Source organism: Marinobacter sp. C7 (genome assembly GCF_022343555.1).
Taxonomy (GTDB): Bacteria; Pseudomonadota; Gammaproteobacteria; order Pseudomonadales; family Oleiphilaceae; genus Marinobacter.
In genome coordinates this window covers 1650641-1676631 of the sequence record NZ_JAKQZH010000001.1, presented here as the reverse complement: position 1 = coordinate 1676631, position 25991 = coordinate 1650641, and the positions used below count along the sequence as shown (strand labels likewise).

General features: G+C 58.6%; 31 protein-coding genes and 1 tRNA gene. 21 read left to right on the top strand and 11 right to left on the bottom strand.

Annotated features, from left to right (window positions below; all coding sequences use genetic code 11):
* Positions 1-4: 4 nt before the first annotated feature.
* A complete protein-coding gene (locus MD273_RS07715) occupies positions 5-1213 on the bottom strand; it encodes a PP2C family protein-serine/threonine phosphatase (RefSeq protein WP_239037160.1) in 1209 nt (402 codons plus the stop codon).
* Positions 1214-1327: 114 nt separating this feature from the next.
* Here MD273_RS07715 and MD273_RS07710 point away from each other — a divergent pair, with 114 nt between their 5' ends.
* The gene (locus tag MD273_RS07710; protein ID WP_239037159.1) at positions 1328-2812 is read left to right on the top strand and encodes an HD domain-containing protein; all 1485 of its coding nucleotides are present in this window, start codon (positions 1328-1330) and stop codon (positions 2810-2812) included.
* Between the two features lie 5 nt (positions 2813-2817).
* Here the strand turns inward: MD273_RS07710 and MD273_RS07705 are convergent, their stop codons facing one another.
* Positions 2818-3831 carry an NAD(P)/FAD-dependent oxidoreductase gene (locus tag MD273_RS07705; protein WP_239037158.1) on the bottom strand — a complete coding sequence of 338 codons (1014 nt, stop codon included), beginning with the start codon at positions 3829-3831 and terminating at the stop codon, positions 2818-2820.
* 106 nt (positions 3832-3937) lie between these two features.
* On the opposite strand from MD273_RS07705, the gene MD273_RS07700 reads away from it, so the two are divergent.
* From MD273_RS07700 to MD273_RS07655, 10 genes are all read left to right on the top strand, one after another.
* Entirely contained in the window at positions 3938-4894 is a 957-nt protein-coding gene (locus MD273_RS07700) for an acyl-CoA desaturase (RefSeq protein ID WP_239037157.1), read from the top strand.
* The gene (locus MD273_RS07695; RefSeq protein ID WP_239037156.1) at positions 4891-5358 is read left to right on the top strand and encodes a nuclear transport factor 2 family protein; all 468 of its coding nucleotides are present in this window, start codon (positions 4891-4893) and stop codon (positions 5356-5358) included. Before MD273_RS07700 ends, MD273_RS07695 begins: the two co-directional genes overlap by 4 nt.
* Positions 5355-6155 (top strand): SDR family NAD(P)-dependent oxidoreductase, encoded by an 801-nt coding sequence (locus tag MD273_RS07690; RefSeq protein WP_239037155.1) that lies wholly within the window; start codon positions 5355-5357, stop codon positions 6153-6155. The genes MD273_RS07695 and MD273_RS07690 overlap by 4 nt, the downstream gene beginning before the upstream one ends.
* Positions 6152-7417 carry an NAD(P)/FAD-dependent oxidoreductase gene (locus tag MD273_RS07685; RefSeq protein WP_239037154.1) on the top strand — a complete coding sequence of 422 codons (1266 nt, stop codon included), beginning with the start codon at positions 6152-6154 and terminating at the stop codon, positions 7415-7417. The genes MD273_RS07690 and MD273_RS07685 overlap by 4 nt, the downstream gene beginning before the upstream one ends.
* Before the next feature lie 2 nt (positions 7418-7419).
* Positions 7420-8304, top strand: coding sequence for a DUF1365 domain-containing protein (locus MD273_RS07680; protein WP_239037153.1), 885 nt, complete (start codon positions 7420-7422; stop codon positions 8302-8304).
* The gene (locus MD273_RS07675; protein ID WP_239037152.1) at positions 8292-9569 is read left to right on the top strand and encodes an SAM-dependent methyltransferase; all 1278 of its coding nucleotides are present in this window, start codon (positions 8292-8294) and stop codon (positions 9567-9569) included. The genes MD273_RS07680 and MD273_RS07675 overlap by 13 nt, the downstream gene beginning before the upstream one ends.
* Complete coding sequence (locus tag MD273_RS07670) at positions 9566-10087, top strand: DUF2878 domain-containing protein (RefSeq protein ID WP_239037151.1); 522 nt, start codon at positions 9566-9568, stop codon at positions 10085-10087. The genes MD273_RS07675 and MD273_RS07670 overlap by 4 nt, the downstream gene beginning before the upstream one ends.
* Complete coding sequence (locus tag MD273_RS07665) at positions 10084-10827, top strand: hypothetical protein (RefSeq protein WP_239037150.1); 744 nt, start codon at positions 10084-10086, stop codon at positions 10825-10827. The genes MD273_RS07670 and MD273_RS07665 overlap by 4 nt, the downstream gene beginning before the upstream one ends.
* A gap of 81 nt (positions 10828-10908) precedes the next feature.
* Positions 10909-11721 carry an exodeoxyribonuclease III gene (gene xthA / locus MD273_RS07660; RefSeq protein WP_239037149.1) on the top strand — a complete coding sequence of 271 codons (813 nt, stop codon included), beginning with the start codon at positions 10909-10911 and terminating at the stop codon, positions 11719-11721.
* Positions 11722-11739: 18 nt separating this feature from the next.
* Positions 11740-12369 carry a TetR/AcrR family transcriptional regulator gene (locus MD273_RS07655; RefSeq protein ID WP_239037148.1) on the top strand — a complete coding sequence of 210 codons (630 nt, stop codon included), beginning with the start codon at positions 11740-11742 and terminating at the stop codon, positions 12367-12369.
* Between the two features lies 1 nt (position 12370).
* Here the strand turns inward: MD273_RS07655 and MD273_RS07650 are convergent, their stop codons facing one another.
* Positions 12371-12787, bottom strand: a complete 417-nt coding sequence (locus tag MD273_RS07650) for a phasin family protein (protein ID WP_239037147.1) — start codon at positions 12785-12787, stop codon at positions 12371-12373.
* A gap of 347 nt (positions 12788-13134) precedes the next feature.
* On the opposite strand from MD273_RS07650, the gene MD273_RS07645 reads away from it, so the two are divergent.
* The 4 genes from MD273_RS07645 to hemH are packed head-to-tail and all read left to right on the top strand — an operon-like array spanning position 13135 to position 15625.
* Positions 13135-13572 carry a YeeE/YedE family protein gene (locus tag MD273_RS07645; protein ID WP_239037146.1) on the top strand — a complete coding sequence of 146 codons (438 nt, stop codon included), beginning with the start codon at positions 13135-13137 and terminating at the stop codon, positions 13570-13572.
* Between the two features lie 5 nt (positions 13573-13577).
* Positions 13578-14003, top strand: coding sequence for a YeeE/YedE family protein (locus tag MD273_RS07640; RefSeq protein ID WP_239037145.1), 426 nt, complete (start codon positions 13578-13580; stop codon positions 14001-14003).
* 45 nt (positions 14004-14048) lie between these two features.
* Positions 14049-14480: a protein tyrosine phosphatase family protein gene (locus tag MD273_RS07635; protein ID WP_239037144.1), complete on the top strand. Its 432-nt coding sequence runs from the start codon at positions 14049-14051 to the stop codon at positions 14478-14480.
* A gap of 35 nt (positions 14481-14515) precedes the next feature.
* A complete protein-coding gene (gene hemH, locus MD273_RS07630; protein WP_239037143.1) occupies positions 14516-15625 on the top strand; it encodes a ferrochelatase in 1110 nt (369 codons plus the stop codon).
* Positions 15626-15644: 19 nt separating this feature from the next.
* On the opposite strand, the gene MD273_RS07625 is transcribed toward hemH, so the two are convergent.
* The 5 genes from MD273_RS07625 to bhcA all read right to left on the bottom strand — a co-directional run bounded on the left by MD273_RS07625 (position 15645) and on the right by bhcA (position 20317).
* The gene (locus MD273_RS07625; RefSeq protein WP_239037142.1) at positions 15645-15875 is read right to left on the bottom strand and encodes a hypothetical protein; all 231 of its coding nucleotides are present in this window, start codon (positions 15873-15875) and stop codon (positions 15645-15647) included.
* A gap of 80 nt (positions 15876-15955) precedes the next feature.
* On the bottom strand, positions 15956-16960 hold the full coding sequence (gene bhcD / locus MD273_RS07620; RefSeq protein WP_239037141.1) for an iminosuccinate reductase BhcD: 1005 nt from the start codon (positions 16958-16960) through the stop codon (positions 15956-15958).
* 10 nt (positions 16961-16970) lie between these two features.
* Positions 16971-18140, bottom strand: a complete 1170-nt coding sequence (bhcC, locus tag MD273_RS07615) for a 3-hydroxy-D-aspartate aldolase BhcC (RefSeq protein ID WP_239037140.1) — start codon at positions 18138-18140, stop codon at positions 16971-16973.
* A gap of 25 nt (positions 18141-18165) precedes the next feature.
* Positions 18166-19128 (bottom strand): beta-hydroxyaspartate dehydratase BhcB, encoded by a 963-nt coding sequence (gene bhcB, locus MD273_RS07610; protein WP_239037139.1) that lies wholly within the window; start codon positions 19126-19128, stop codon positions 18166-18168.
* Between the two features lie 19 nt (positions 19129-19147).
* Complete coding sequence (bhcA, locus tag MD273_RS07605; protein WP_239037138.1) at positions 19148-20317, bottom strand: L-aspartate--glyoxylate aminotransferase BhcA; 1170 nt, start codon at positions 20315-20317, stop codon at positions 19148-19150.
* A gap of 298 nt (positions 20318-20615) precedes the next feature.
* Between bhcA and MD273_RS07600 the strand changes: the two genes are divergently transcribed.
* Positions 20616-21383, top strand: coding sequence for an IclR family transcriptional regulator (locus MD273_RS07600; protein WP_239037137.1), 768 nt, complete (start codon positions 20616-20618; stop codon positions 21381-21383).
* Positions 21384-21464: 81 nt separating this feature from the next.
* On the opposite strand, the gene MD273_RS07595 is transcribed toward MD273_RS07600, so the two are convergent.
* Positions 21465-21555, bottom strand: a tRNA-Ser gene (locus tag MD273_RS07595).
* 213 nt (positions 21556-21768) lie between these two features.
* Here MD273_RS07595 and MD273_RS07590 point away from each other — a divergent pair.
* From MD273_RS07590 to MD273_RS07570, 5 genes are all read left to right on the top strand, one after another.
* Entirely contained in the window at positions 21769-22467 is a 699-nt protein-coding gene (locus MD273_RS07590) for a Bax inhibitor-1/YccA family protein (protein WP_239037136.1), read from the top strand.
* A gap of 90 nt (positions 22468-22557) precedes the next feature.
* Complete coding sequence (gene tusD, locus MD273_RS07585) at positions 22558-22974, top strand: sulfurtransferase complex subunit TusD (protein ID WP_239037135.1); 417 nt, start codon at positions 22558-22560, stop codon at positions 22972-22974.
* Positions 22974-23324 carry a DsrE family protein gene (locus tag MD273_RS07580; RefSeq protein WP_239037134.1) on the top strand — a complete coding sequence of 117 codons (351 nt, stop codon included), beginning with the start codon at positions 22974-22976 and terminating at the stop codon, positions 23322-23324. Before tusD ends, MD273_RS07580 begins: the two co-directional genes overlap by 1 nt.
* 4 nt (positions 23325-23328) lie before the next feature.
* Positions 23329-23610 (top strand): sulfurtransferase complex subunit TusB, encoded by a 282-nt coding sequence (gene tusB / locus MD273_RS07575; protein ID WP_239037133.1) that lies wholly within the window; start codon positions 23329-23331, stop codon positions 23608-23610.
* 3 nt (positions 23611-23613) lie between these two features.
* The gene (locus MD273_RS07570) at positions 23614-23940 is read left to right on the top strand and encodes a TusE/DsrC/DsvC family sulfur relay protein (RefSeq protein ID WP_353050302.1); all 327 of its coding nucleotides are present in this window, start codon (positions 23614-23616) and stop codon (positions 23938-23940) included.
* A gap of 12 nt (positions 23941-23952) precedes the next feature.
* Here MD273_RS07570 and MD273_RS07565 read toward each other — a convergent pair whose 3' ends face one another.
* Both MD273_RS07565 and nfuA read right to left on the bottom strand, forming a co-directional pair.
* Positions 23953-25119 carry a DUF445 domain-containing protein gene (locus MD273_RS07565; protein ID WP_239037131.1) on the bottom strand — a complete coding sequence of 389 codons (1167 nt, stop codon included), beginning with the start codon at positions 25117-25119 and terminating at the stop codon, positions 23953-23955.
* A gap of 238 nt (positions 25120-25357) precedes the next feature.
* Positions 25358-25945 carry a Fe-S biogenesis protein NfuA gene (gene nfuA, locus MD273_RS07560; protein WP_239037130.1) on the bottom strand — a complete coding sequence of 196 codons (588 nt, stop codon included), beginning with the start codon at positions 25943-25945 and terminating at the stop codon, positions 25358-25360.
* Positions 25946-25991 lie beyond the last annotated feature (46 nt).

Below are 25991 nucleotides of genomic sequence, written 5' to 3'. Positions count from 1 at the left end.
GCCACTATTGAGGGGACGTGCTGTCTGACCTTTTAATGGTATCAGTTACCGATACGATAGCGATATCGTCCGGAAGTTCTGTCATGCCGTCCAGACTCAGCGCCTCGTTGAGAGATGCGATAGTGTGACTACCTCCCGACACGAGTTCAAGTAGTGTCTGCTCCTTTTCATCAAGGGACTTGGCCTGGATGACCTCCAGAATGCCATCGGAAAAGAGCAGGAGCCTGAACGGCTGCTGGAGCGCCACCTCATAGACCTCCCACTGGGGTTCCTCGAATAACCCGACCGGAAGCCCGCTCCCCTCGAGGAATGCCGTTCGGCCTCCTTCAAAGGAGAGGATCGGCATCGGAAAGTGAGCCCCGACAGCATATCGCAGAGTCCGTTCCGACTCTGAGATAATGCCCACAAAAACAGTCACATGCTTGCCAAGCCCTGTATCGAGCAGCTCCGAGTTGATTCGTTCCAGAAAACGGTCCGGGTAAAGAATATCGTCGCTGGATTGCCGCCGCAGGTTACGCTGCAACCGGTTGGTCAGGTTTTTGAGCAGCACGGTCACGAACGCCGAGCTGGCACCGTGACCGGAAACATCGGCGATGTAGACCAGCAATTTATCGTCGGAAATCCGGAAATAGTCGAGGAAGTCGCCGCTGAGATACAGCGAGGGCTTGATCAGATGATCCACATGTAACCCGCCCATCATCTGTTCCCGGTCCGGCAGCATCCGGAGCTGAACCTTTCGCCCTGCCCTCTGGTCAGCCCGCAGTTCCGCAATACCGTTCCTCAGGTCCCGGTTCGCCTCCTCCAGCTCCTGACGGTAAAGCTGGTTCAGGCGGTTTACACGAACCCGGTCCAGGAGCTTCCCGATGACGTCATCCAGGGCACCCTTGTCATCGTTGCATGGTTTGAGAACCACATCCGCCGCCCCGGCACGCAGGGCGCTGATTACCTCGGCACTGGATTCGGTGCTGGTGCAGGCAACGATCGGAGTGAACGTCTCCGACTCTTCAAGCCTGCTGGCGAGTTCGCCAATGGCCTCGGGCCCCAGATCTGCAAAGATGACATCCGGAGTGTTATCGTCGAACAGGCTACGGGCGGCAGCCACATCGGGAAAACCGGTCACATAGAAGCCGCGCGCCTCAAGGTATCGGGAGAGGTCGGTACGGGCCTTTTCGTCGGCGTCAATAATCAGAATGCGCTCGGTGCGCGATGCCATGGCTGTTGCCCTAAACTACCATCGATAAACGATAAATTGGCTTGATAAAGCCTATTCTGGCACGACCCTGTGATATAACAAGGCCAGTTTGGCGATTTGGGGAGATTCCTGACCATGAGACGTGCGGTAAACGATTTGCTCGGAGCTTACGACAAGCTGATCATGGATCCTGTCCACGGTGGTATTCCCCTGTACCGGCACGAAATCGAGGTCATCGATCATCCCCTGTTCCAGCGTCTGCGTAACATCTGCCAGAATGACATCCTGAGCCTGGTATTTCCGGGAGCTACCCACTCCCGTTTCCTCCATAGCGTGGGTGTGATGCACGTCGGAACGCGCATGTTCCGCTCCATGATTGATGCCTACCTGCGCGAACGTCAGCTGAGCGAGCAAACCGATCTGACCCTGAGCCAGCTGGACGCCATCGATTACCTCGCCAAGACGATTCGCCTCGGCTGCCTGCTCCACGACAGCGGCCACTCGAGCTTTTCCCACCAGTTCACCCAGGCCCGTCGCATCCGCGAGCTGATGTCCCGGCCTGACCGGTTCCGCAACCTCTGGACCGGGGTGGATTTTTCGCAATATCACAGTGAGGAACCGGAAGAGCTGGAACACGAACACTATTCAGTGCGGGTTGCGCACGAGGTACTCTGCGCAGTGGATCTTGAAGGCGCCGGACTCGACCGCCGGGATGTCATCGGCATCATGGAAACCACAGAGGTCCGGCCCAGCGAGACCTTCCGCCGCCACGCGGAGACCTTCTGGAACTTTATCGCTGGTGAAGAGGCGAAGTCCGGCTCCATGCCGGACGAAAACATTCCCGGCCTGGTCATGGATCTGCTCTCATCCATCGTATCCGGGGAGATCGACGCGGACCGCGCCGACTACATGCTCAGGGATGGCTTCCATTCTTCCGTCACCATCGGTGGTCTGAACCTGGATCACCTGCTGACCAACTTCCGGTTCGGCTGGGATGTCTCCGAGCCCTGGCTGGGCCTCGCCATCACCCACAAAGGACTGGGCGCACTGGAGGACTTTGTCTACAGCCGCCACCAGATGTACCGGAAAGTCTATGCCCACAAGACTGCACTGGGCTTCGACTGGCTGCTCCGGGAGGCCATCAATGAAGTACTGGAAGATCAGGACAACTTCGAGTGGATCGACACCTGCCTGAGCGACATGCGCTTTTTTGCGGAGCTGACGGACAGTTTCTTCTGGGAAGCCTTCCGCAAGGTGGCGCGCCAGAATCCCCAGAGTTACTCCTTCTGCATCGTCAACCGGGTGAAGCTCGACCACCTGGACACCCGGGAGGATTTCAGCCAAAAGGGAATTGCCCGTCACAGCGAGTGGCTGGCCCGGGAGCTGGGGCTGAACCCGGCGCACGTAGTGACCTGTTCCATGCGTGCCCGGTTTTCCAACATCCAGGATAACTTCAATGGCATCAAAGTCCTGGTGCGCGACCCCATCAACCGGACCCGCTCACTTCGCAAGATCACGGAAGTGAGCGCGTTCTTCAGCAAGTTCAGCGATGGCACCGTCACCCATTTCTATACCCGACCGGATATCACCCTGGCACCGCCCGATAACATGACGGAATAGCAGACTCAGGCCTCCATGGCCTTTACCAACCCGCGGGCACTGTTAAAGGCGCCCTCAACCCGGCCACCATCAAGCCAGTCGCCGGCCAGGCCGATGCCCAGCTGATCGAACCACAGATGGCCCGGGAAATTCTCACCCTCGGCGCGGGCATAGAGCCAGCGATGCGGTACAAGATCGTCCGGCCGGGCATCAGAGCCGGTGAGTTCCTTGAACGCCTTCACCATCTCCGCACCCACCTGATCCGGGGACGCATCGACATGGGCGGTGGTCCACTCCGCGTTCGCGTGCAAGACCCACCACTGCCCGGAATCCTCGCGGCCCGGCTTGCTGGAATTGTTGGCGACCCAATACAACACAGGATGCTGACAGCGGATGCCATCAAAACCGGGGTCCAGATGGTGACTGAAATGCGCCGCCACCGCCCAACAGGGCGCCACAGCCGATACCGATTGCTCCAGGCGGCCGGCAACCTCCCGCAGTCCGCTGGCCTGCATCAGGCCGCTGGTCTGGGCGGGCGGCGCGGTCACGACTATCCGGTCGAAACGACCCACACTGTTGCCGCCGGTATCGACCAGTTCCCACTGACTGTCTTTGCGGGCCATTCTTTCGATGCGGGTCTCGGTGACCAGATCAACATGGGCTGCCAGCGCCCGGCTGATGGCGGTCATGCGGGGAGTCCCGACATAGCGCTCTTCCTCCGGGAAAGGTTCCCGGCTTCCGTCCCGATGCTGGAACACCAGGCGCCCGTGCCAGGTGGTGAAACTGCCTTCCCCTGCGTACCGGGTCAGGAAATCCGGAAAAGCAGGGTTTCTCGAGGTGAAATACTGGGCGCCGATATCTGCAGAACTTCCCGGAACCCGTTTTGCAGCGAGGCGACCACCGGGGCCACGGCTTTTCTCGAACACAGTCACCGAGTGGCCCTGTTCCTTGAGCAGGATCGCCGCAGTCAGCCCTGCAATCCCTGAACCGATGACGGCAATTCGGCGTATAAGGTGTCTGTCGGGTGCTTCATTAAACATCGTGTCTGGTGCATCCAATTTGAGTAACGAATACGTAAAACCCCTCGAGCGTTGAGCGATGCTTCGCCGACTTGGTTTCACACAGAAGTAGAAGGGCAATCAGGGTATGACCCGAGTGCAACACTGGTTTATAAACATTCTGAGGTGGTTCGACTCTGACGCGGGTTCGGATCACATCGACACGAGCTCCCGCTCCTTTAATTTCATCCGGGTGGTGCCATTCATTTTGCTGCATCTGGTATGCCTGCTGGCATTCTACACGGGGGCAAGCGCGTTCGCGGTCGGCTTTGCGGTGGTTTTTTTCCTGATCCGCATGTTTGCCATTACCGGCTTTTATCATCGTTACTTCGCTCACAAGACCTTCAAGACCAGCCGGCCAGCCCAGTTCCTCTTTGGTTTACTGGGCGCCAGTGCCGCGCAGCGTGGCCCCCTCTGGTGGGCAGCGCACCACCGTCATCATCACCAACACTCCGACCGTGAGGAGGATCTCCACTCCCCCCATCACGGAGGCTTCTGGTGGTCGCACGTAGGCTGGTTTACCTGCGACGCCGGATTTTCCATGAATGAACGGCGCGTACGGGACTGGCTGAAGTACCCGGAGCTCCGTTTCATCAACCGTTTCGATTCCCTCGTGCCTGCAGTGGCCGCAGTAGGCATCTATGGCCTCGGTGAGGCTCTGGCGGCCTTTGCGCCCTCTCTGGGGACCAACGGCCTGCAACTGCTGGTATGGGGCTTTTTCATCTCAACCGTGGTGCTTTTCCATGCCACCGTCTCGATCAACTCGCTCTCCCACGTCTGGGGCAAGCGCCGTTTCGACACCAACGATGACAGCCGAAACAACTTCTGGCTGGCGCTGATCACACTCGGTGAAGGCTGGCACAATAACCACCACCGGTGGCCCCAGTCGGTTCGCCAGGGCTTCCGCTGGTACGAGATCGACATCACCTGGTATGGGCTGTGGTTATTGTCCCGTCTGGGCATCATCTGGGACCTGAATCCGATTCCGCGGCACATTCAGGAGGAAACCCGACAGCTCGATGCAATGAGGAGGAAGCAGTCATGACGACAGCCTCAGCGATTGAAGTAGGTACGAGGAATTCAGCCGTTCCTGCCACGATCGAGCACTTTAAAGCGCTATTCAACGAGCTCGATCGCGGAAACCTGAACAGACTTCAGGAGGTTTACAGCGAAGAGATCCGTTTCCAGGATCCTTTTGGCCAAGTCGTCGGGCTTGATCAGCTCACGCATTACTTCGCGGGCGCCTACCAAAACGTCATTTCGTGCCATTTCGAGTTTGGTACACCGGTCGCCAGTGGCCCTTGGGTCGCTCTGCCCTGGGTGATGAAACTCCGGCACAGGCGGATCCGCGGTGGTCGTGAAATCTCTGTGGACGGCATCAGCCACCTTGAAATCGATGACGGCCGGGTAAGGTTTCACCGGGATTATTTTGATGCAGGCCAGCTGCTCTACGAGAACCTCCCGGCTCTCGGGCGGTTCATTCGCTGGATCAAGGGACAGGCAGGATGAGCACACGATTGCAAGGGCCGTCCAACATCTGGATCACCGGCGCAAGTTCCGGTATCGGGGAGGCACTGACCCGGTCACTGGCTCGTGGTGGGCATCACCTGGTGATTACCGGACGAAGGCCCGATGCCCTCGAGAAGCTGGCGGAACTCGCGCCAGGGCGAGTCAGACCGGCGGTTGCAGATACCACGCGCAAAGAAGACCTTGCCTCGATTGCCCCGACTCTCGAGTCGGTCGGAGCGCTGGACATGGCCATCCTCAACGCCGGAACCTGCGAATACCTGGAAATCGACCGCTACAGCAGCGATGTTATCGAAGCGAATATCGTAACCAATGTATTGGGTACCGCCCGTTCGCTGGACATCGCCCTGCCCGCACTCCGCCGGACCCGGGCGTTGGGCCGTCCGGCGACGCTGGTGATCGTCAGCTCTTCGGCCTGGTGGTTTCCTTTTGGCCGGGCGGAGGGCTACGGTGCCTCCAAGGCAGCACTCAGTTATTTTGCCCACTCGCTTCGGGCCGACCTGGCCGCCGAGGGCATTGATGTGGTGGTGGTGTCACCCGGCTTTGTGAAAACACCGCTCACCGACCGCAACGATTTCCCAATGCCCTTCCGGATTTCCGCCGAGGACGCCGCAGAGCGTATCGTCAGCGGCCTGGCAAAGGGCCAGAACGAGATTGCCTTCCCCAAACGGTTCACCTGGACGCTGAAACTACTGGGCGCGCTGCCCGGGGCGCTGGTTGACCGCATGGCCGCCAACATGGCGCGCAAGAGCACTGATCAACAGGAAACAACCGAATGACCAACGAACGTCAGCGTATTGCTGTCATTGGGGCCGGCGTCTCCGGTCTCACCGCGGCCTGGAAGCTCGCGGAGAAACACGATGTTCAGCTGTTTGAGGCCGGCGACTATGCCGGTGGCCACACCAACACCGAGCAGGTGGAGTCCGGCGGCCGCACCTGGCCGGTGAATACCGGTTTCATCGTCTACAACGACTGGACCTACCCGAACTTCATCAAACTCATGGATCGCCTGGGAGTTGCCTCCGAGGTCAGTGACATGAGTTTCAGCGTGGATTGTTCCTCCTCCGGGCTGCAGTATAACGGCACCAGCCTGAACACCCTGTTTGCCCAGCGCAGGAACCTGCTGAACCTGCCGTTCCTGCGCATGATCCGGGAAATCCTTCGGTTCAACCGGGAAACCCGGAGGGATCTGTCCGAGGGCAACATCACCGACGCCGAAACCCTGGGCGAATACCTGAACCGCAACGGCTACTCAAGGTATTTCCGCAACTACTACATCGTTCCCATGGGGGCAGCGATCTGGTCCGCACCCGAGATTGTCCTCGAGCAGTTCCCGATCCGTTTCTTCCTGCAGTTCTTCAACAACCACGGCATGCTGTCCGTGGATGACCGCCCGACCTGGAGGGTGATCAGTGGCGGCTCTGCCGAGTACGTGAAAAAGATGATGGAGCGGATCGGAGACCGCACCCACCTGAACAGTCCGGTCAGTTCGGTGCGACGGCATGAGAACGGTGTGACCATCGAAGTGAACGGCCAGAGCCACGAATTCGACCAGGTCATCCTGGCCTGCCACAGCGACCAGGCACTGGCGATGCTGGCCGATCCGACCGATCAGGAACGGGATGTCCTGGGCGCCATCGCCTACCAGAACAACGACGTGGTCCTGCATACCGACAGCAGCGTGCTGCCTTCCAACCGGTTGGCCTGGGCGGCATGGAACTATTTCATTCCCCAACACAATACCCAGCCGGTGTCGGTCACCTACAACATGAACATCCTGCAGAATTTCCACGATGCCCGGGAAACCTTCTGCGTGACCCTCAACCGCAGCCAGGACATCGACCCGGGCAAGGTCATCAAGCGCTTCGAGTACGCCCACCCCGTGTTCACGCTGGAGGCGGTCGCCGCCCAGCAGCGCTATGAGGAAATCGGTAATCGCAACCGCACCCATTTCTGTGGCGCCTACTGGTTCAACGGCTTCCACGAGGACGGTGTACGCAGTGCGGTACGGGTACTGAGTGATTTCGGGATGGAGATCTGAGTATGGTCAGCCAGTGGCTTGAGGGCTCCGTGCGCCATCGCAGGATGCAGCCAATCAGCCATGCGTTCGAGTATGGCACCGGGATGCTGGCGCTCGATGTGGATGAGTGGAACAGCATCTCCGGGATCAGCCGGTTCTTCTCCCTTGAGCGATTCAACTGGATGTCCCTGCGCCGGGACGATTACTTCCGCCCGAACGTGCGGAACCTGTCGGCGGCGATTCGTGATTACGTGCAGGATGCAACCGGCTGGTATCCGGACGGAACGGTGGAACTGATCACCCACCCCCGCTACTTCGGGTATGTGTTCAACCCCGTGAGCTTCTATTTCTGCTACCAGCACGGGGATGATCCGGCTGAAGGGGCAGTGCCCCGGGTGATTGTGGCGCAGATCACCAACACCCCCTGGCACGAACGGCACGTCTACTGCCTGGAGACCACCGGAGCACAGGCCAACAGCGCCGGATGGCGAACCGAGCGCTTCGGCTTTTCAAAGCGTTTCCACGTATCGCCGTTCAACGGTATGGACCAGGAGTACCAGTGGACCTTCAGTTTCCGGGGCCCGGAGATGCGAATCCACATGAACGTGCTCCAGGAACAGCACAAACATTTTGATGCCACCCTGGTGGTCCAGCGCACCCCTCTCACTCGTAAAGAATTGCACAGAAGCCTGCGCCGTTTTCCGGTGGAAGCGATCAAGGTGGTCGCGGGCATCTACTGGAACGCGCTGCGCCTGAAACTCAAAGGCGCACCGTTCTACACCCACCCGGACAAGCTGTCCGGAGAGGACCCGGCCTATCGCCGGGGGACTGAAGATGCCGGCCTGGATGTAACCAACGGCAATGACCTGAACAGCTCTGGTGGAAGGGTAAGCTCATGGAGAACCTGAATACATCCGTTGATACACGCGAACATGCCGGATCCGTCCGCCTGCCTTTGACGAGCCGGATCGCCCGGCAACTTGTGGTGCAACAACTCAAGGTCCTTCAGCACGGCGTGCTGACTATCAAGGAAGCGGGGGCAGAAACCCTCGTCTTTGGTGACGGAGATACCCGTTACGCCCCGGCTGAACTGATCATCCACGACCACAGCACCTGGCGGGACCTGTTGACCGGCGGCGGTGTGGGTGCGGCGGAGGCTTACGTGGCCGGCGACTGGAACACACCGGATCTGGTGTCACTGCTCCGTTTCTTCACCCGCAATGTCGACCGGATGAACGAATTCGAGGACCGGTTCAGCTGGGTCACCAAGCCGGCCCTCAAAGGCCTGCACTGGCTCAACCGCAACACAAAGGAAGGCTCCCGGAAGAATATCAGCGCCCATTACGACCTGGGTAACGACCTGTTCGAAACCTTCCTGGACCCGACCATGATGTACTCCTCGGCCATTTATCCGCGCGAGGATGCCACCCTGGAGGAAGCGGCGGTCCACAAGCTTGATACCATCTGCCGCAAACTGGACCTTGGCCCGGACGATCGTGTGATCGAGATTGGCACCGGTTGGGGTGGCTTTGCGATCCATGCCGCGAAGCATTATGGCTGCCACGTCACCACCACGACCATTTCCCGTGAACAGCTGGAACTGGCACAGGCCCGGGTAAAAGCCGAGGGGCTCGAGGATCGTATCACCTTGCTGTTCGACGACTACCGGGATCTTGAAGGCCAGTTCGACAAGCTGGTCTCCATTGAAATGATCGAGGCGGTGGGACCGCAATTCCTGGACAGCTACTTCGAGCAGATCAACGCCTTGCTCAAGCCGGACGGTCTGGCCCTGGTGCAGGCCATCAACATGCCCGAGCAACGCTATGTGCGCGCGCTGAAGAATGTGGATTTCATCCAGCGTTACATCTTCCCGGGCAGCTTCATTCCTTCGTTCGGTGCGATTCTGGAATCGGTCCGCAACCGCTCGAATCTGGTGCTGACCCATTCAGAGGATATCGGCTTCCATTACGCCCGCACGCTACGGGACTGGTGTGAGAGGTTCATGGCCAGAAAAGATAGCCTGGAGCAAATGGGGTACGACCAGGCGTTCCGCCGCCTGTGGCATTTCTACTTCGCCTACTGCGAGGGCGGATTCAGCGAGCGGGCCATCGGCGTATCCCAGTTGGTGTTTGCCAAGCCCGGCAACAAGCGCGCGAACATCCTGAGCGTATGATTGCCTCGGAAACCTCCCGAAACATCCTGAACTTTGTCCTGTTTCAGGCGGGCTGGTTGCTTTGTGTGCTGTATCCGAACCGGCTTGCGGTTCTGGTCGTGGCTGGGTTCCTGATTCTGCACTTCGTGCTGGTCAGCCAAAGGCGATTCAGTGAACTACAGTTTATCGGTTTCGGTACCGTGGCCGGCGCCGCCCTGGACACCCTCTGGTTCCAGACCGGCGTGCTTTATTCAGAGACCGCCGAATTGCTGATTGTGCCCCCGTGGCTGGTGGCCATCTGGGCCATTTTCATGACCACCCTGTGCCATTCCCTGGACTGGATCAGCCGGAATCGCTGGCTGCCGTTCATCCTGGCGCCCATCGCCGGGCCCTTTGCCTACTGGTCCGCCAGCAAACTCGGTGCTGTATCCCTGCCTGACCAGACGCTGTCCCTACTGGCATTGGCCGCGGGCTGGCTGGTGGTGTTTCCGATGCTGCTCTTCATTCGCAGGTACCTGTATCCGGAGCTTGCGCGATGAAAACGATGCGTACGCCGGCCCTGGCCGTCCTGTTACTGGCCGCCTTCGGAACGGCCTACGGGAAAACTTTTGAGTTTGCCGGTGAGGCCCGGGCCGAGAATGGGGATGTACTGTACACCGAACACCATCGGGTTGTAGGCGAATGCAGCCAGGGCCTGTTCCGCCCCCTGGACCACCGGGTGGAATACCGCGATCCGGCTCAGAGTGAAGCGTTTGCTGACAAGGTGCTCCGTTATCAGCGCTCTCCCGTTCAACCGGAAGTGGATTTCGATCAGCCCCGCTTTGATGAGTCCCTCCGGATCGCCTACCCCGGCGATGACATCATTGAAGTAGACTGGCAGATGCCCTCGGGTGAAACGCGGGCATTCAATGTTCCCCTTGCGGGTCGAGCCGTGGTTGATGCCGGTTTTGACAACCTGGTTCGCCAGAACTGGTCAGCCCTTCAGGAGGGCCGCCCTGTGGAGTTCCGGTTCCTGGGTCCGACCCGCGGCGAACTCTTTGGTTTCATCCTTGAGCCAAGCGACCACCCGGACCTGGAAGCGCACCTGGAAGTCGCGATCCGCCCCACCAGTATGCTTCTGCGGTTCCTGGTCGATCCCATACAACTGGGCTACAACAGCCAGGGCGCCCTCACCCACTACCTGGGCCTCACCAACATCCGCAAGAACCCGGATACCAACTACCAGGCCCACATTCGCTACGACATCACCAGTTACCCGGAATGTGAACTGACTCCCTGATCCTGTCTGTGCTGCCAAGGCAGCAACCCCGTGCCAGTATGTTAAACTCCGCCGGAACCCACGCCGGAGACCTTCACAGCCATGATGTTTGTATCCTTCAACGTCAACAGTATTCGCACCCGCCTGCACCAGCTTGAAGCTGTTATCAGGGACCTGAACCCGGACGTGATAGGGCTTCAGGAAACCAAGGTGCAGGATGAGAATTTTCCGGTGGAGGAGATACATAAGCTGGGTTACCGGGTCCATTTCCACGGCCAGAAAACCCACTATGGCGTAGCCCTGATGTCGAAGGAGGAGCCCGAAAACGTACTCAAGGGATACCCCTGGGACGGCGAGGACTCCCAGCGCCGGCTGATCACCGGCCAGTTCACCGTCAATGGCGAAAAGCTGACCGTCATCAACGGCTACTTCCCCCAGGGCGAGAACCGCGACCATCCGGTGAAGTTTCCGGCCAAGGAGAAGTTCTACGCCGACCTGATGCGCTATCTGGATGAGCTGAAACAGGAAAGCGGCCATGTGGTGGTGATGGGCGACATGAACATCTCACCCACCGACAGGGACATCGGAATCGGGGCCGACAACGCCAAGCGCTGGCTGCGTACCGGTAAGACCAGCTTTTTGCCGGAGGAGCGGGAATGGCTCGGCCAGGTAGAGCAGCGTGGCTATACCGACGTGTTCCGCTACCTGCACCCGGAAGAGGACAACACCTTCAGCTGGTTTGATTACCGCAGCCGCGGTTTCGAGCGGGACCCGAAACGGGGCCTGCGCATTGACCTGATCATGGCCAGCGACAGCCTGCTGCCCAAGGCCCGCTCGGCCGGGGTTTCCTATGACATTCGCGCCATGGAACGGCCCTCGGACCATTGTCCGGTCTGGGCCAGTTTCGATCTCTGAGGCGCGGCCGGGCGCGACATGAAAAAAATCAAAACCCGCGACCGCATCCTCGACACCAGCCTGGCGCTGTTCAATTGCGTCGGGGAGCCCAATGTCACCACCCTGCTGATCTCCGACGAACTGGAGATCAGCCCGGGCAACCTTTACTACCATTTCAAGAGTAAGGGTGACATCGTCGAGGAACTGTTCGAGAGATTCGAAGCTGAGATGCTGGACCTTCTGGCGGTTCCGGAGGACGCGGATATCAGCCTCGACCAAAACGGCTTCTTCCTGCACCTGATGTTTGAAACCGTGGCGCGGTACCGTTTCCTCTACCAGGATCTGGTCAATGTGCTGTCAAGATACGATCAGCTCCAGGCAAGATTCAAGCGACTGCTGAAAAAGAAGACCGGGGCGTTCGAGGTTATCTGTGAAAGCTTCCGGCGCCAGGGAATGATGAATATCAAAGAAGAAGAGCTTCAGTCCTTGTGCGAGCAACTGACGCTAACATGTTGTTACTGGAGCAGTTTCGATACATTATCACACTTGGAAGACCGGGAATCAGTCGATCCTGGCCGGGGTGTTTTCCAGATGATGCACCTGGTTCTTCCATACCTGACGCCCGAGGAACAGGAGCAGGTCCGGCTGATGAGCCGGGATTACCTCTGAGCTACTCTTCCTCGTCGCTCCCGGACTGATCGCGAAGGCGATTCAGCTCATTTTCAAGGATCTCGATCCGGCGCTCCAGCGCCTCGATCTCTTCCCGACGGTGAATCCCCAGACGGCGTAAAGCACCGGACACTCTCTCATCGAACATGTTCTCGAGCTTGTCCCAGGTTCCGGTGGCTCGCTCACGAACCCCCTCAACCCGGTCTTCGACCGACTTGATCTGTTTGCCGACGACTCCGCGGGTCTTGCTTTCCAACTGCTCACCCTCCTGCACCAGACGCTCGAAAAACCGACCGGTGTCCTCTTCGGCCTTGGTGTAGGCGCCCAATCCCGCCAGCCAGATCTGCCGCGCAGAACCCTTGATCTTGGCGGCCAGCTGCGCGTCGGTCTCCGGCTTCGTGGGTTTCTCGTCTGACATTTATCAACCTCGGGGTGGAAATTTCGAATCTTAGCCCTATTGTATTACACCGCCGACGGGATTGCAGTGGCCCTGAAACCCGCACGGGAAAAGGCCGCAGTATAAACAGACATTCGATATGAAAAAATGTTTTCAAACGAGAGGGGCTCTCGCTTGAAGTGTTCAAAATATGGTCAATACTTCAGCATACCGGTATCCCTGCTGATGCCGGTTTGTCTGGAAGTCTTTCATGGATACTACTCGCACGCCTCTGCCCGGCATCCCTTGCCGGGCTTTTTTTGTGGTATTATTCCCCGTACTTATATGCTTATTACTTTAATCAATTCGCTGTCTTTTTGGAGTAATGAATGATTGAGATTGCCTGGAGTGATTTCACTCCCTGGTCGGCTCTGGCCGGCGGTATTCTGGTTGGTCTGGCTGCGGCCAGTTTTCTGTTGCTCAATGGCCGAATCGCGGGAATCAGCGGCATTCTGGGTGGACTCCTTACCCCCCTCAAAGGAGACATCGGCTGGCGGGTGGCCTTCATGCTGGGTCTGATCGGAGCTCCGGGGGTCTGGTTACTGGCCGGAGATCTCCCTGCCATCGAGATTAACGCGGGCTACCCTGCCCTTATCATTGCCGGCCTGCTGGTGGGTATCGGCACCCGTTACGGCTCCGGTTGCACCAGCGGTCATGGTGTCTGCGGCCTGTCCCGCCTGTCCCTGCGGTCCCTGGCGGCAACCCTCAGCTTCATGGCCACCGGTTTCATTACGGTGTTCGTCATCCGTCACATGCTTGGAGCCTGATTAAAATGAAGTATTCCCTTGCATCCTTGTTTGCCGGCCTGATTTTCGGATTCGGCCTGATTGTGTCCGGCATGGCCAACCCGGAAAAAGTGTTGGGGTTCCTTGATATTGCCGGGCTCTGGGATCCCTCCCTGGCCTTTGTCATGGGTGGCGCCATCATCGTCGGTGTTGTGGCCTTTGCGGTGGCACGTCGCCGTACCCTGTCGTTTCTCGGCTTCAACATGAAAATCCCGTCCAACACCAAGATTGACCGGCGCCTGGTCATCGGCAGCCTTATGTTCGGCGTTGGTTGGGGAATTGCCGGCATCTGTCCCGGCCCCGGCATTGTCGCCCTGGGGGCTGGCGAGACAAAAGCAGCGGTATTTGTCGTCTCGATGGTTGCCGGCATGGCGATTTTCGAATTAATTGAGCGGAACCGGGCAAAAGCCTGAACGATTTCTGGTAATTTAGGCGCACCAAATTTGCGGAGGTACTCCATGGATATCCGAAAAATTGATGACACCATTTCCGTAGCACCTCAGATCAGCGTCGACGATGTTGCTGAAGCGGCTCGCCTCGGGTACAAGACCCTCGTTGCGAACCGCCCGGACCATGAGGAACCCGGGCAGCCGTCCATGGCGGATATCGAAGCCGCCGCAAAAGCCGAGGGGCTGGACTGGGTCTATATGCCGGTTCAGTCCGGCAATATCACGGATGAGGACGTGGATAGGTTTGCCCCGATGATCCGGGAGGCAGAAAAGCCCGTATTGGCCTTCTGCCGTTCCGGCACCCGCTGCACCGTTCTCTGGGCCCTCAGTGCCGCTCGATCCGCTCCGGCACAGGACATTTTCACAAAGGCCCGCAATGCCGGTTACGACATCTCCGGTCTTGCCCCGAGGATGGCGCAACAAGCACAGAACAAGGGATAGCCACCCGCCCATAAACCAGACCAGGGACCGACTTGATGAAATACAAAGGCTCAGAGAATTTCAGCCATAACCAGCCCGATCGGCTGGGCGTATTGGTGACCAATCTTGGTACACCGGATGCCCCCACCACCTCAGCCCTTCGACGCTACCTGGCCGAATTCCTCTGGGATCCCCGGGTGGTTGAGGTGCCCCGGCCCCTGTGGTGGCTGATTCTGAACGGCATTATTCTGCGCATCCGTCCGAAACGCAGCGCCGAGGCCTACGCGAGTGTGTGGGAGGCAGAGGGCTCGCCGCTGCTGCTTCACACCGCCAAACAGGCCGAAGGTATCCGTGAGGCCTTGAAGCAGAAGTATGGACCGAACGTCGTGGTCGGGTTTGCCATGCGTTATGGCAACCCGTCTATCAGCAAGGTGCTGGATGAAATGCAGGAACAGGGCGTGCGCAAGCTTCTGGTGGTGCCACTCTACCCCCAGTATTCCGCCTCGACATCCGCTTCGACATTCGATGCGGTGGCCAGGGACTTCACCAAACGCCGGTGGCTGCCGGACCTGCGCTTCGTCTCGCACTACCCGGACTATCCGCCCTATATCGAAGCTATGGCCCGACACATAGAGGCGCACTGGGCCAACCATGGCCGCAAGGACAAACTGATTCTGTCCTACCACGGGGTGCCCCTGAAATATCTGCTGAAAGGTGACCCCTACCACTGCGAGTGCCACAAGACCTCGCGTCTCCTGGCCGAGCGACTGGGGCTCTCGTCCGAGGACTATATGACCACCTTCCAGTCCCGCTTCGGACGGGAAGAATGGCTGAAGCCGTATACGGACGAGACACTCAAATCGCTTCCTGGCAAGGGCGTCAAATCGGTGGATGTGTTCTGCCCCGGATTTTCCTCCGACTGCCTGGAGACGATCGAGGAGATCAACGAGGAAAACCGTGAATACTTCATGGAGGCCGGTGGTGACGGGTTCAGTTATATATCGGCTTTGAATGCAACACCGGGCCATATCGAGGCTCTGGTGAAGCTGATTGAGGACAACCTTGCGGGCTGGCAGATTCCGACCAATGCCCCGGAAGGCCTGGCCGCGCGCCAGAAGCGCGCGGACCAGCAGAAAGAAATGACCTACCCCGGCAGATCCCTTTAGGGATCCTTCTTATCAACGATCAGTCCGATGATTTCTGGCCACCGGAGACCGGCTCGTCTCCGGTGGCCTTCTCCTTCTCAGTCACCTGAAGATCCGGAACGGACTGGCAGAAAGTGCACTCCTCGGTATCCACCAGTGCCCCCCCGGTCTCTACATAACGAACCCGGTGACTGGCCTGGCCACGGTTGGCCGATACCGCGAACTTTCGGTCTTTGCGTCGGGAAGCTGTGCTGGATCTGTTATCGGGCATAATTCCTCCTGATCTCCCACTATCCCATTATGATGGGGGCTGCAGGACAGTAAACCCAGTACGCACATTCCCGGGGCCGCCTACAGAACAAGCCTCTCCACCAGTCCCTCGGCGCCGGCGAGCTTCGCTGCCATCGATGCAACAGCCAGGTCCTGCAAACCCACCCCGGTACCGTCAAAAAGAGTAATATCCTGCTCTGCCCTGCGTCCCGGATGTCTTCCATTGATCACATCCCCGATCGCGATGATCCGTTCCGGCGCCAGTATTCCACTTGCCGCCGCATGCTGGGATTCTCCAATACTGGTGGCCTGGGCGATCTCGTCGGTGAAGATATCTGCCCGCGAATACAGCATGGGGTCAACCTCCTGCTTCCCCTTCGTATCTGTCCCCATGCACGCAATGTGGGTACCCGGCTTGACCCATTCAGACATCAACAGCGGTTCGGAGGCCGATGTGATGGTAATGATCACATCGGACCGGGCAGCAAGGTCGGGCAATGAAACCGCTTCAAATGGGATACCCTGCTCCTCACAGACCGCTGCCAGGCGTACCAGGTGTTCCGGATCCCTGTTCCAGGCAACGACCTGGTCAAAATCCCGTTGCTCAAGCGCCGCTCTAAGCTGGAACGCGGACTGGTGGCCAGCCCCGACCATGCCCAGAACTCTGGCATCCGGGCGCGCCAGGTGCGCAATGGACACTGCAGAGGCAGCCGCTGTGCGGATCGCAGTCAGGTAGTTGCCGCCTACCAGCGCCGCCAATCGTCCTGTATCAGGGTCAAACAGAACGACCGTTGATTGATGATTGGTCAATCCCTGCCGGGTATTGCCGGGCCAGTAGCCACCGGATTTCACGCCAAGGACCATACCCGCCCGATCGAATCCGGACTTGAACCCATACAGGGCATCGGCATGTCCGATCGCCTCCCTGACGACCGGGAAATTGCGGGCGGACCCGCTCGCCATGGACGCGAACACCGCTTCGACGGCTTCAAACGCCTGCGTTCGACCGATCACGACCTGGCAGGCTTCTTCCGGAACCACGGTTACCTGATGGCCAGTCTGACCAACATTCATTGACGTCTCCATCGTAACCTCCTCAGAAAGCCTTGCCGCGGGCGCTGACGGGCCACAGGGTTTCAACTTTGCCGTTGCGCACCCCCACGTACCAGTCGTGAACATTACAGGTGGGATCGCAGTGTCCCGCCACCAGCTTCAGTTTCTCGTTGACGGCCAAGACGCCTTGAGGATCGGCAATGACCCCATGCTCATCCGAGCACTTGATGTACTCCACATCGTCCCGCCCAAAAATAAATGGCAGACCACTGTCCACCGATTGGGCCTTGAGGCCCGCGTCGCAGATGGCCTTATCGGACTTGGCGTGACTCATGACGCTGGTGAGGATAAACAGGGCGTTCCGCCATTCACCCTGGTCGATGCGGTTGCCCTCCTTGTCCAGGATTCGTCCGTAGTCCGCGTCCATGAAGGCGTAGGAGCCGCACTGGAGCTCGTTGTAAACGCCCGAATTGCTCTCGAAATAGTAGGAACCAGTCCCCCCACCCGACACCAGTTCCGGCGCAAGACCGACCTCCTTCAGCGCGGCGACCGCTTCACGGACCATTGCGATCGCGGCGTCCAGTTTGGCCTTGCGTTCTTCATAGGAGGTCATGTGCTGCATTGCCCCCTGGTAGGCCTGGATGCCGGCGAAGCGAAGGTTCGGTGCTTCATCAATCGCTTTCGCTATATCGACGACCTCTTCTGTCGTGGTGACACCGCAGCGACCGGCCCCGCAGTCAATTTCCACAAAGCAGTCCAGCTGAGTGTCATAGCGCCTGGCGGCTGCCGACAGCTCCGGGACATTGTCAGGGTCGTCGACGCAGACAATGGTCCTGGCGCCCAGCTTCGGAATTCGCGCGAGCCGGTCGATTTTGCCGGGGTCCCGCACCTGGTTGGACACCAGGATGTCCTTGATGCCGCCGCGCGCAAAGACTTCTGCTTCCGAAACCTTCTGACAACACACTCCGACGGCGCCACCGAGCTGTTCCTGCAACCGGGCGACATCCACGGACTTGTGCATCTTGCCGTGAACCCTGTGGCGCATGCCGTGGGCCCTGGCGTAGTCCCCCATCTTCTTGATGTTGTATTCCAGCGCATCCAGATCCAGCACCAGGCACGGGGTCTGGATCTCGCTTTCATCCATGCCAATCGCTGCCGGAATGTCATAGCCCACTTCCAGGCCATCAGTGGTTTTCAGGTTCATGTTTGTCATTACCGATATCCTCGTTGATTGTTATTCAGGTCCAGGGAAGTGCGTCCAGGTCCACATTGCCGCCGGTTACGATCACGCCGACCCGCTTGCCGCGGAACAGCTCGGGGTTCTTGAGAATGGTCGCCAGGGGTACGGCGGAGCTCGGCTCCATGACTATCTTCATTCGCTTCCAGATCAGCTTCATGGCGTCGACAATCTCGTCCTCGCTGGCGGTCAGGATGTCCGAAACGTGATTGCGAACGAAGTGCCAGGTGAGCTCTTTCAGGGGAACCTTCAGGCCGTCTGCGACTGTGTCCGGGGCATCGTCGGCAATGATGTGACCTGCCCTGAATGATCGGGCAGCATCGTCCGCATTGAGAGGCTCGGCGGCATAGATCGCCACCTCCGGCGCCATGTTCGATAACGTCAGGCAAGTGCCCGATATCATGCCCCCGCCCCCAATGGGCGCTATCACGGCATCCAGGTCCGGTACCTGCTCCTGCAACTCCATCGAGCAGGTAGCCTGGCCAGCTATCACCCGCGGATCGTTGTAAGGGTGGACAAAGTCTGCACCGGATTGCGCCACAACCTCGGCAAAAACCGCCTCGCGCGAGCTGGTCGATGGCTCGCATTCAACGATGGTGCCGCCATAACCCAGTACCGCCTCTTTCTTCGCTCGCGGCGCCGTGTGCGGCATGACGACGGTTACCGGGATACCCCGCCGGCCCGCCGCATAGGACAGGGACAACGCGTGATTACCGGAAGAATGGGTAGCGACACCGATTCGGGCCTGGGCTTCACTCAGGCCGAAAACCGCATTGCAGGCTCCCCGAACCTTGAAGGCGCCGGCCTTCTGGAAATTCTCACATTTGAAGAACAGCTCGGCGCCGGTGAGTTCGTTGATAAACCGGGAGGTCAGAACCGGCGTGCGATGAATGTACGGCTCTATGCGCTCCCTGGCGGCCAGGGCGTCTTCAAAGGTCGGTATCTGTTTGATCTGATCGTTCATGGTTTACCTCGCTGACGCGTCAGCCTGCTGTGCGGCGGAAATAGTCCTGGGCGGCACGAACACCGGCCCCCAGTTCAATCGGATAGTTAAGGTCCGCCATCGCCATCTCTATGGTTGCCAGTCCGGACAGCACCATGACGTCGGTGAGCGAGCCCAGGTGGCCGATACGGAATGCAGTGCCGTTCATTTCGCCCAACCCCACGCCAAAGGACACGCCGTATTTTGCAAAGGCGTGGTCGGTCAGCTCATTGCTGTCAAAGCCGTCGGGTACCAGAATGGCACTGACCGTATCCGAGTAGAGCTCTGGCGCCTTGGCGCAAAGCTCCAGTCCCCAGGCACGGACGGCACAGCGAACCCCTTCGGCCAGCCGGTGGTGACGGGCATAGACATTGCCCAGCCCCTCCTCGAACAACATCCGCAGGCTTTCCCGCAGACCGTGAATCAGCTGCAGCGGTGGCGTGTAGGGATAACCGCCCTGTTCGTTAGCCGCCAGCATGGCCTGAAAATCGAAGAACGCCCGTGGCAGACTCGCGTGCTCCGCGGCAGTCAGCGCCCTGGGGCTGACTGCAACGATGGCCAGGCCGGTGGTGAGCATGAAGCCTTTCTGCGAACCGGCGACCGCCACATCCACGCCCCAGTCGTCCATGGCAAACGGCATGGACGCCAGCGAACTGACGCAGTCGACAAACAACATGGCCGGGTGGGAGGCACTGTCCAGAGCGTTTCGCACTGCAGCGATATCGCTCTTCACACCCGTGGCGGTCTCGTTATGGGTGACCAGCAGGGCTTTGATCTCATGCTCCGTATCGGCCCGGAGCAGTTCCTCAAACCAGTCCGCCGGAGCACCGCTGCCCCAGGTGCATTCAATAACCTCAACCTCCAGCCCGTGCCGGCGGCACAAGTCAATCCAGCGCTGGGAAAACATGCCGTACCTGGCAACCAAGACCTTGTCCCCGGGAGACAGGGTGTTACAGATCGCTGCCTCCCAGCCGCCAGTGCCGCTCGCGGGAAAGATGATGACTTCGCCACTATCGGTACCGAATACTGACTTGCACTGGTGCAACACAGGCCCCAGCGTCTCCACAAAGTCCGGCGCGCGGTGATCACGGGTCTGAAGCTGCATGGCAGAACGCAACCGGTCGGGAATATTGGTGGGGCCGGGTATGAAAACGGGATTCTGATCCGACATTGATTCCACTCCGTTTTTGTATTTTTGTCCGGTGGCGGTGTCTTCATTGCTGCTTGCCGCCTTCCAATCCACCGTAGGATTGAGCCATTTTTTGCGCAATACGCAATCATTCCACATTGTGGAAATGCAATTAAATGCTTTTGGCGTTGGATTTTTTTGTCACTTTTTCAGCCAGTTAAAGCGCATATACATAGCTAACGACACATTCCGTATTGTGGAAACTGCGTCCGTATGACAAAATTAGCGTCATGAATTTCCCCCGCGAACCGCTGCCAGCTGAAGGGATAAAGGCATTTCAATGATGGATACGAAAACGGAATCGAGAATTCAGGTAATCGACCGGGCGGCGATGCTCATGGAAGCCATCTCCCGGTACTCCAAGCCGGTGAAACTGAAAACCCTCAGTGCCGATACCGGGCTTGCCCCCTCCACCGCCTATCGAATCCTGCATTCGTTGATCAGCAACCGTTTTGTCGAGCGTGATTCCAAAGGCGACTACCGGTTGGGCCAGCGGCTATTGCAGCTGGGCAACCGCCTCCACACAGACATAGACCTGCGGGCTGTGTCCCTCCCCTACATGGAAGCCCTGTGCAAGCAGCTTGGGGAAACCATCAACCTCACCATCCGCGAGGGCGACGTTGTAATCTACTTCGAGAAGGTCACCCCGAACCGGATGATGCATGTCAACCAGATAGTGGGCAGTCGGGCCCCTTTGCACGTGACAGCGGTGGGAAAACTGATGTTGGGACTGGCGGGAGAGGAAGCCATCCAGGCCTATGCAAGCCGGACCAACCTGCCCGCCTATACCCGCAACACTCTGTCGTCGCTGCCGGAACTGGAGGAGGCATGTATGGAGAGCATGCGCCAGGGCTATGCCCTCGACAATGAGGAAGCCGAAATTGGCGTTGGCTGCATCGGCGTGCTCATCTACGACCGGTCGGGAAACGTGAGCGCGGGGCTATCGGTTTCCGCGCCTATCGAGCGTCGCAAAGATGAATGGATCGCAGAGTTGAAACGCGCGGGAGAGGATATTTCACGCCAGCTGGGTTACCGGCCTGACAGGTAGAGAACCAAACAGCGAGGACCATCAGGAATGCCGGGTAAGGCGGAAAAAGAAGGGAAATATCAGTGCAAACCGGAGAAAAAATGGCGGTGGGCCAGGGATTCGAACCCCGGGACGGCTACTAACCGTCGGCGGTTTTCAAGACCGCTGCATTCAGCCACTCTGCCAGCCCACCTTTCAAAACCATTGCTGCCGTTGCGACAGCGAGGTGCATGATACCGGAATTGCCTGTGCTGTCAACGCCCTGCATAAATCCCGCCGCACTTTTCAACATTAACGGGGTTTAATGGAATCCACGGAGCACTTTATTGTCGTAAATGATTGAAAGTTGCGTATTCGACATTATGATTGGAGACAGTATCCAGTCGTTACACAAACGGAGATGACAATGGAAAACAGAAGATTCGGCGTTCAGAACCAGCAAGGTGCCTATTCCGCGCCTCAGGCTGAGCGCGCGACTACTGGAATCAGCGCTGATGCCATGAAGGTGCTGCGCAACACCTACATGCTCCTGGGGATGACCCTGGCCTTCTCGGCCCTGACCGCATTCCTGAACATGAACGGAACCCACCCGGGTTTCCTTATCACCATCGTAGGCTACATCGGTCTTCTGTTTGCCACCTATAAGCTGAAAAACAGTCCCTGGGGCATCGTGACCACCTTCGCCCTCACCGGCTTCATGGGTTACACCCTGGGTCCCATCATCGGCGCCTTCGTGGCCGCAGGTGCGTCCCAGATCGTCGCCCAGGCTCTGACACTGACTGCTGTCGCCTTCGTTGGCCTGTCCGCAACCGCGATCATCACCAAGAAGGACTTCAGCTTCATGTCCAGCTTCCTGACCGCTGGTGCATTCGTGCTGATCGGTGCCATGGTTCTGGCGTTCATCATGGAGAGCTCTGCCCTACACCTCGCGGTGTCTGCAGGCTTCACCATTTTCGCCTCGATCATGATCCTGTTCGAGACCAGCCAGATCATCAAGGGCGGTGAGCGCAACTACATCATCGCTACCGTGGGTCTGTACGTCTCCATCTACAACCTGTTTGTCAGCCTGCTTCACCTGCTGGCAGCGTTCAGCGGCGAAGACTGATCGCATCTGAAGACAGGTAGTTCGAAGCCCCGGCCTTGCCGGGGCTTTTAGTTTGAGTAAACTGAAACCGCGTTCAACACGGTACCGGCCATGCAGGATTCCAGCCCTCTCTCCTTCACCATCGTTATCACCGGAGCACCCTACAGCTGCCAGGCGCCACAAAGTGCGCTCAGCTTCGCCCAGGCTGCCCTCAGGGCCGGCCACCGCATTGACCGGGTGTTCCTCTACGGCGATGGCGTGCACCTGGCCTCTGCGCTCGCCTCGCCACCCTCCGATGAACCTCACTGGCCCAGGGAGTGGAGCGCGTTCCTCAATGAGCACGACATTCCCGGCGTCGCCTGTATTGCCTCGGCCCTGAGGCGCGGCCTGGTGGACGAGGGTGAGCAAAAGCGCTTTGAGCTGCCTGCCAGTAACCTCTTGCCTCCGTTTACCATCGCCGGTCTGGGTGAATGGGTTGAGGGCCGGATGATGTCCTCACGAACCGTTTATTTTCACGGGAGCGACTGATGAGCACGCTGATTCTAATTGACCAGCCCCCCTATGGCGGCTGGACTGGCCGGGAAGCCCTGGATATGGCGTTTTCACTCGCAGCGTTTGATCAGCCAGTGTCGCTGCTGTTCTGTGGCGCCGGCGTAAACTGGCTTCGAAAGGGACAGGAGCCCGGACAGGTTCGCCAGAAGTCCGTGGAAAAGAACCTTTCGGCCGCGACGATCTTCGGCGTGGAGGCGTTGCTCGCCGATAGCGACGACTGCAACCGTTATGGGCTTGAGGCCGCACAGTTACTGAGCGGCGTGGAGCTGGTTCGCGCCGATGCACAGCTTTTCGCTGGCTATAGCCACACCGCCTTTGCCGGATAACATCATGACCAAGATCCAGACTCTGCACATCCTGAACAAGTCGCCGGAACACCCGAGATTTGCCCGCTGCCTCTCGATGGCAAGCCCGGACGACGCCATTCTGCTGATCGAAAACGGCGTTCTGGGGCTGGCTTCCGCTGCAATCAGTACATCTGGCCAACTCCTGGCCCTGGCACCGGACATGGCTGCCCGGGGACTGGACGACGGCTCCACCTCGTTTGAGACAATCGACTATGACGGCATGGTCGACCTGACCACCCGCGCACAACAGGTAGTCAGTTGGTGAGCCATGAGTGAGCAACAGATGCCGCACCGGAACAATGAGGGTTTTCTGGAGGATGCCTGGGCCTGGAACCCGTCGGTGGCGGAAGCCATCGCGGCCGAGGACGCCATTGACCTATCTGAAAATCACTGGGAAATCATAAGGTTTTTGAGGGATTTTTATAAAAAACATGAAGTTTCGCCGCCCTCGAACCGGCTCTTCGTCAAGGCGGTGAAGGAAGCTTTCGGGGAAGAGAAAGGCAACAGTATTTACCTGATGCAGCTTTTCCCCGGGACCCCGGCCAAGACCGCCTGCCGTATCGCGGGACTGCCCCGCCCGACCAACTGCCTCTGAGACAGCGTGCGGTCAGAACACCAGGTAGGTGAGACTTACGAACTGGAGGAGTCCGGCCAGGGCGCCAAACACACCGCCCACCACCATCAGCTGCAACTCTTCCTCGTGAAAGGCCGGGCGGAGGATGCCCTGAAACTCCTCAGGCCCAAGTGATTTCATCTGGCCGGCCAGGACCTCTGCCACCACCGGCGCCCTCTCGCGATTAAAGGCCGGATCCGAGAAGACATCGCCGGTTGCCGTCACCGCTTTCTGGTAGAGCGCTTTCTTGAGCTCTGTGTAGCCAGTCACTCCCACCGATACCTGGGCGGTCAGCTTCATCACCGGCGAGCTGTCCAGCAGAGGCCGGAGGTGCTTCTGGATAATCGCCCGTGTCCGGTCACCGTGGGCGCCGTGGATCATGGCATCGGCCACCCGCTCGACGGTAATCAGCTCTTCCGCCACCAAACGGGCCCAGACATCGCTGATCTCGGGCTGCCGCCGCAGGAACAGGCCCTGGATCTTCCAGAACAGGAAACGCCTGGGCTCGACCGGCGCAAAGATGAGATTGATTGCCAGCCAGTTGGTCAGAAAACCAACCGCAAAACCGCCAAGGGGCAGTAGCCAGGGTTCTGGATAGCGAATCCATAACGGCACAAGTGCGGCCCCCAGCAGGCCGCCGATGATAGCTCCCAGGTTGATCACCGATTGCAGTTCCACGGAACCGGCCTGCTTGAAAATCCGGTTCATCAGATCCGGATGGCGCTGAAGCTCCCGGCTGAGCAAGGCCTTGAGATCAACCAGCTCGTCGAGGTCGTCACCGAAGTCCTCCACCAGCTCTTCTACCCTTTCCGGCAACGCTTCTCTCGCCCATTTATAGATTCGGTTGCGAACAAACAAAGGCACGTTGTCCCAAAGGATCGGATGATTGTCGTACATGATCTCGTCAATGTACTCGTCCACCCTTGGAGTGATCTGCGAGACAACCTGTTCGACAATGCGTTGCGGCTCAAGTTTTTCATACACGGAATTCAGATCACCGAATTTCTGAAGCGTCCGGTCAATGCAGATGTGCGCCATCTTTTCCGCCTTACGGGGAATAACCCCCTGCCAGCCGATCACACCGTAGCCAATGAAACGGACTGGATGGAAAGACATCTGGATGGCCAACCAGTTGGTCACCCAGCCAGTGACAGCTGCCATGACAGGCACAGACAGGAGTGCTAGGTCGATCAAGAGTTACCCCGGTTGAAATCGCGGCCCAAGGCCGATGAGAATTCGGTTTTCAGGTGCCAGCCACCAGTGTAGAGGCCCGGCGCGTCAGTTTATGTGACCGATGATGAAGTAATGGAAATGTCACAACATTGGCCGTAAAGCCATGGAATGCGGGGAATTGCGGCAGCAAAAACCCCGGCCTGGCGGCCGGGGCTGAGGACACGGCTTACTGGTAGTAAGCGTTTTCGGTGTAGGAGTGATCTGTCACGTCGCGCACGGCGGTAATTTCCGGCACACGCTCCTTCAGGGTGGTTTCAACGCCCTGTTTGAGCGTCAGGCTGACGGCCGAACAGCCCTGGCAGCCACCACCGAAGCGAAGGACGGCCACCGACTCGTCCACGATCTCGACCAGCGAGACATCACCGCCATGGGCCGCCAGGTTGGGATTGATCTCGGAGGCCAGTACGTAGTTGACGCGATCGGGCAACGGTGCATCGTCGTCAATCTTGGGCACCTTGGCGTTCGGGGCCTTGATGGTCAACTGGCCGCCCATCTGGTCCTTGGAGTAATCGACATAGGCCTCCTCCAGGAACGGAACCGAGTTATGGTCCAGATACAGGGTAAATTTGCCCAGATCCAGCTGCTCGTCCGTCGGGACGACTTCATTAGGTGGGCAGTAGGCCAGGCAGGTCTCGGCATTACGGGTGCCGGGCTGGGTGACGAAAATCCGTACGCCCATGCCTTCTACATCCTGCTTTTCAATGAGTTGCGCGAGATAGTCCCTCGCGGAATCTGTCACGGTAACCAATGCCATGTTTTCTACCCGTTTCGAAGTTTGATTCCTATTTTAAGAGAGTTCG

Coding starts and splice junctions, on each gene's coding strand:
- hemH (WP_239037143.1), top strand. CDS start 14,516: ATGAAATACAAAGGCTCAGAGAATTTCAGCCATAACCAGCCCGATCGG.
- MD273_RS07655 (WP_239037148.1), top strand. CDS start 11,740: ATGAAAAAAATCAAAACCCGCGACCGCATCCTCGACACCAGCCTGGCG.
- MD273_RS07635 (WP_239037144.1), top strand. CDS start 14,049: ATGGATATCCGAAAAATTGATGACACCATTTCCGTAGCACCTCAGATC.
- MD273_RS07695 (WP_239037156.1), top strand. CDS start 4,891: ATGACGACAGCCTCAGCGATTGAAGTAGGTACGAGGAATTCAGCCGTT.
- MD273_RS07670 (WP_239037151.1), top strand. CDS start 9,566: ATGATTGCCTCGGAAACCTCCCGAAACATCCTGAACTTTGTCCTGTTT.
- bhcB (WP_239037139.1), bottom strand. CDS start 19,128: ATGAACGATCAGATCAAACAGATACCGACCTTTGAAGACGCCCTGGCC.
- MD273_RS07690 (WP_239037155.1), top strand. CDS start 5,355: ATGAGCACACGATTGCAAGGGCCGTCCAACATCTGGATCACCGGCGCA.
- MD273_RS07625 (WP_239037142.1), bottom strand. CDS start 15,875: ATGCCCGATAACAGATCCAGCACAGCTTCCCGACGCAAAGACCGAAAG.
- MD273_RS07565 (WP_239037131.1), bottom strand. CDS start 25,119: ATGGCAGCTGTCACTGGCTGGGTGACCAACTGGTTGGCCATCCAGATG.
- MD273_RS07675 (WP_239037152.1), top strand. CDS start 8,292: ATGGAGAACCTGAATACATCCGTTGATACACGCGAACATGCCGGATCC.
- MD273_RS07705 (WP_239037158.1), bottom strand. CDS start 3,831: ATGTTTAATGAAGCACCCGACAGACACCTTATACGCCGAATTGCCGTC.
- xthA (WP_239037149.1), top strand. CDS start 10,909: ATGATGTTTGTATCCTTCAACGTCAACAGTATTCGCACCCGCCTGCAC.
- MD273_RS07650 (WP_239037147.1), bottom strand. CDS start 12,787: ATGTCAGACGAGAAACCCACGAAGCCGGAGACCGACGCGCAGCTGGCC.
- MD273_RS07570 (WP_353050302.1), top strand. CDS start 23,614: ATGAGTGAGCAACAGATGCCGCACCGGAACAATGAGGGTTTTCTGGAG.
- MD273_RS07700 (WP_239037157.1), top strand. CDS start 3,938: ATGACCCGAGTGCAACACTGGTTTATAAACATTCTGAGGTGGTTCGAC.
- tusD (WP_239037135.1), top strand. CDS start 22,558: ATGCAGGATTCCAGCCCTCTCTCCTTCACCATCGTTATCACCGGAGCA.
- MD273_RS07645 (WP_239037146.1), top strand. CDS start 13,135: ATGATTGAGATTGCCTGGAGTGATTTCACTCCCTGGTCGGCTCTGGCC.
- MD273_RS07715 (WP_239037160.1), bottom strand. CDS start 1,213: ATGGCATCGCGCACCGAGCGCATTCTGATTATTGACGCCGACGAAAAG.
- tusB (WP_239037133.1), top strand. CDS start 23,329: ATGACCAAGATCCAGACTCTGCACATCCTGAACAAGTCGCCGGAACAC.
- bhcD (WP_239037141.1), bottom strand. CDS start 16,960: ATGGAGACGTCAATGAATGTTGGTCAGACTGGCCATCAGGTAACCGTG.
- MD273_RS07685 (WP_239037154.1), top strand. CDS start 6,152: ATGACCAACGAACGTCAGCGTATTGCTGTCATTGGGGCCGGCGTCTCC.
- MD273_RS07590 (WP_239037136.1), top strand. CDS start 21,769: ATGGAAAACAGAAGATTCGGCGTTCAGAACCAGCAAGGTGCCTATTCC.
- MD273_RS07640 (WP_239037145.1), top strand. CDS start 13,578: ATGAAGTATTCCCTTGCATCCTTGTTTGCCGGCCTGATTTTCGGATTC.
- nfuA (WP_239037130.1), bottom strand. CDS start 25,945: ATGGCATTGGTTACCGTGACAGATTCCGCGAGGGACTATCTCGCGCAA.
- MD273_RS07680 (WP_239037153.1), top strand. CDS start 7,420: ATGGTCAGCCAGTGGCTTGAGGGCTCCGTGCGCCATCGCAGGATGCAG.
- MD273_RS07600 (WP_239037137.1), top strand. CDS start 20,616: ATGATGGATACGAAAACGGAATCGAGAATTCAGGTAATCGACCGGGCG.
- MD273_RS07580 (WP_239037134.1), top strand. CDS start 22,974: ATGAGCACGCTGATTCTAATTGACCAGCCCCCCTATGGCGGCTGGACT.
- bhcC (WP_239037140.1), bottom strand. CDS start 18,140: ATGACAAACATGAACCTGAAAACCACTGATGGCCTGGAAGTGGGCTAT.
- MD273_RS07710 (WP_239037159.1), top strand. CDS start 1,328: ATGAGACGTGCGGTAAACGATTTGCTCGGAGCTTACGACAAGCTGATC.
- MD273_RS07665 (WP_239037150.1), top strand. CDS start 10,084: ATGAAAACGATGCGTACGCCGGCCCTGGCCGTCCTGTTACTGGCCGCC.
- bhcA (WP_239037138.1), bottom strand. CDS start 20,317: ATGTCGGATCAGAATCCCGTTTTCATACCCGGCCCCACCAATATTCCC.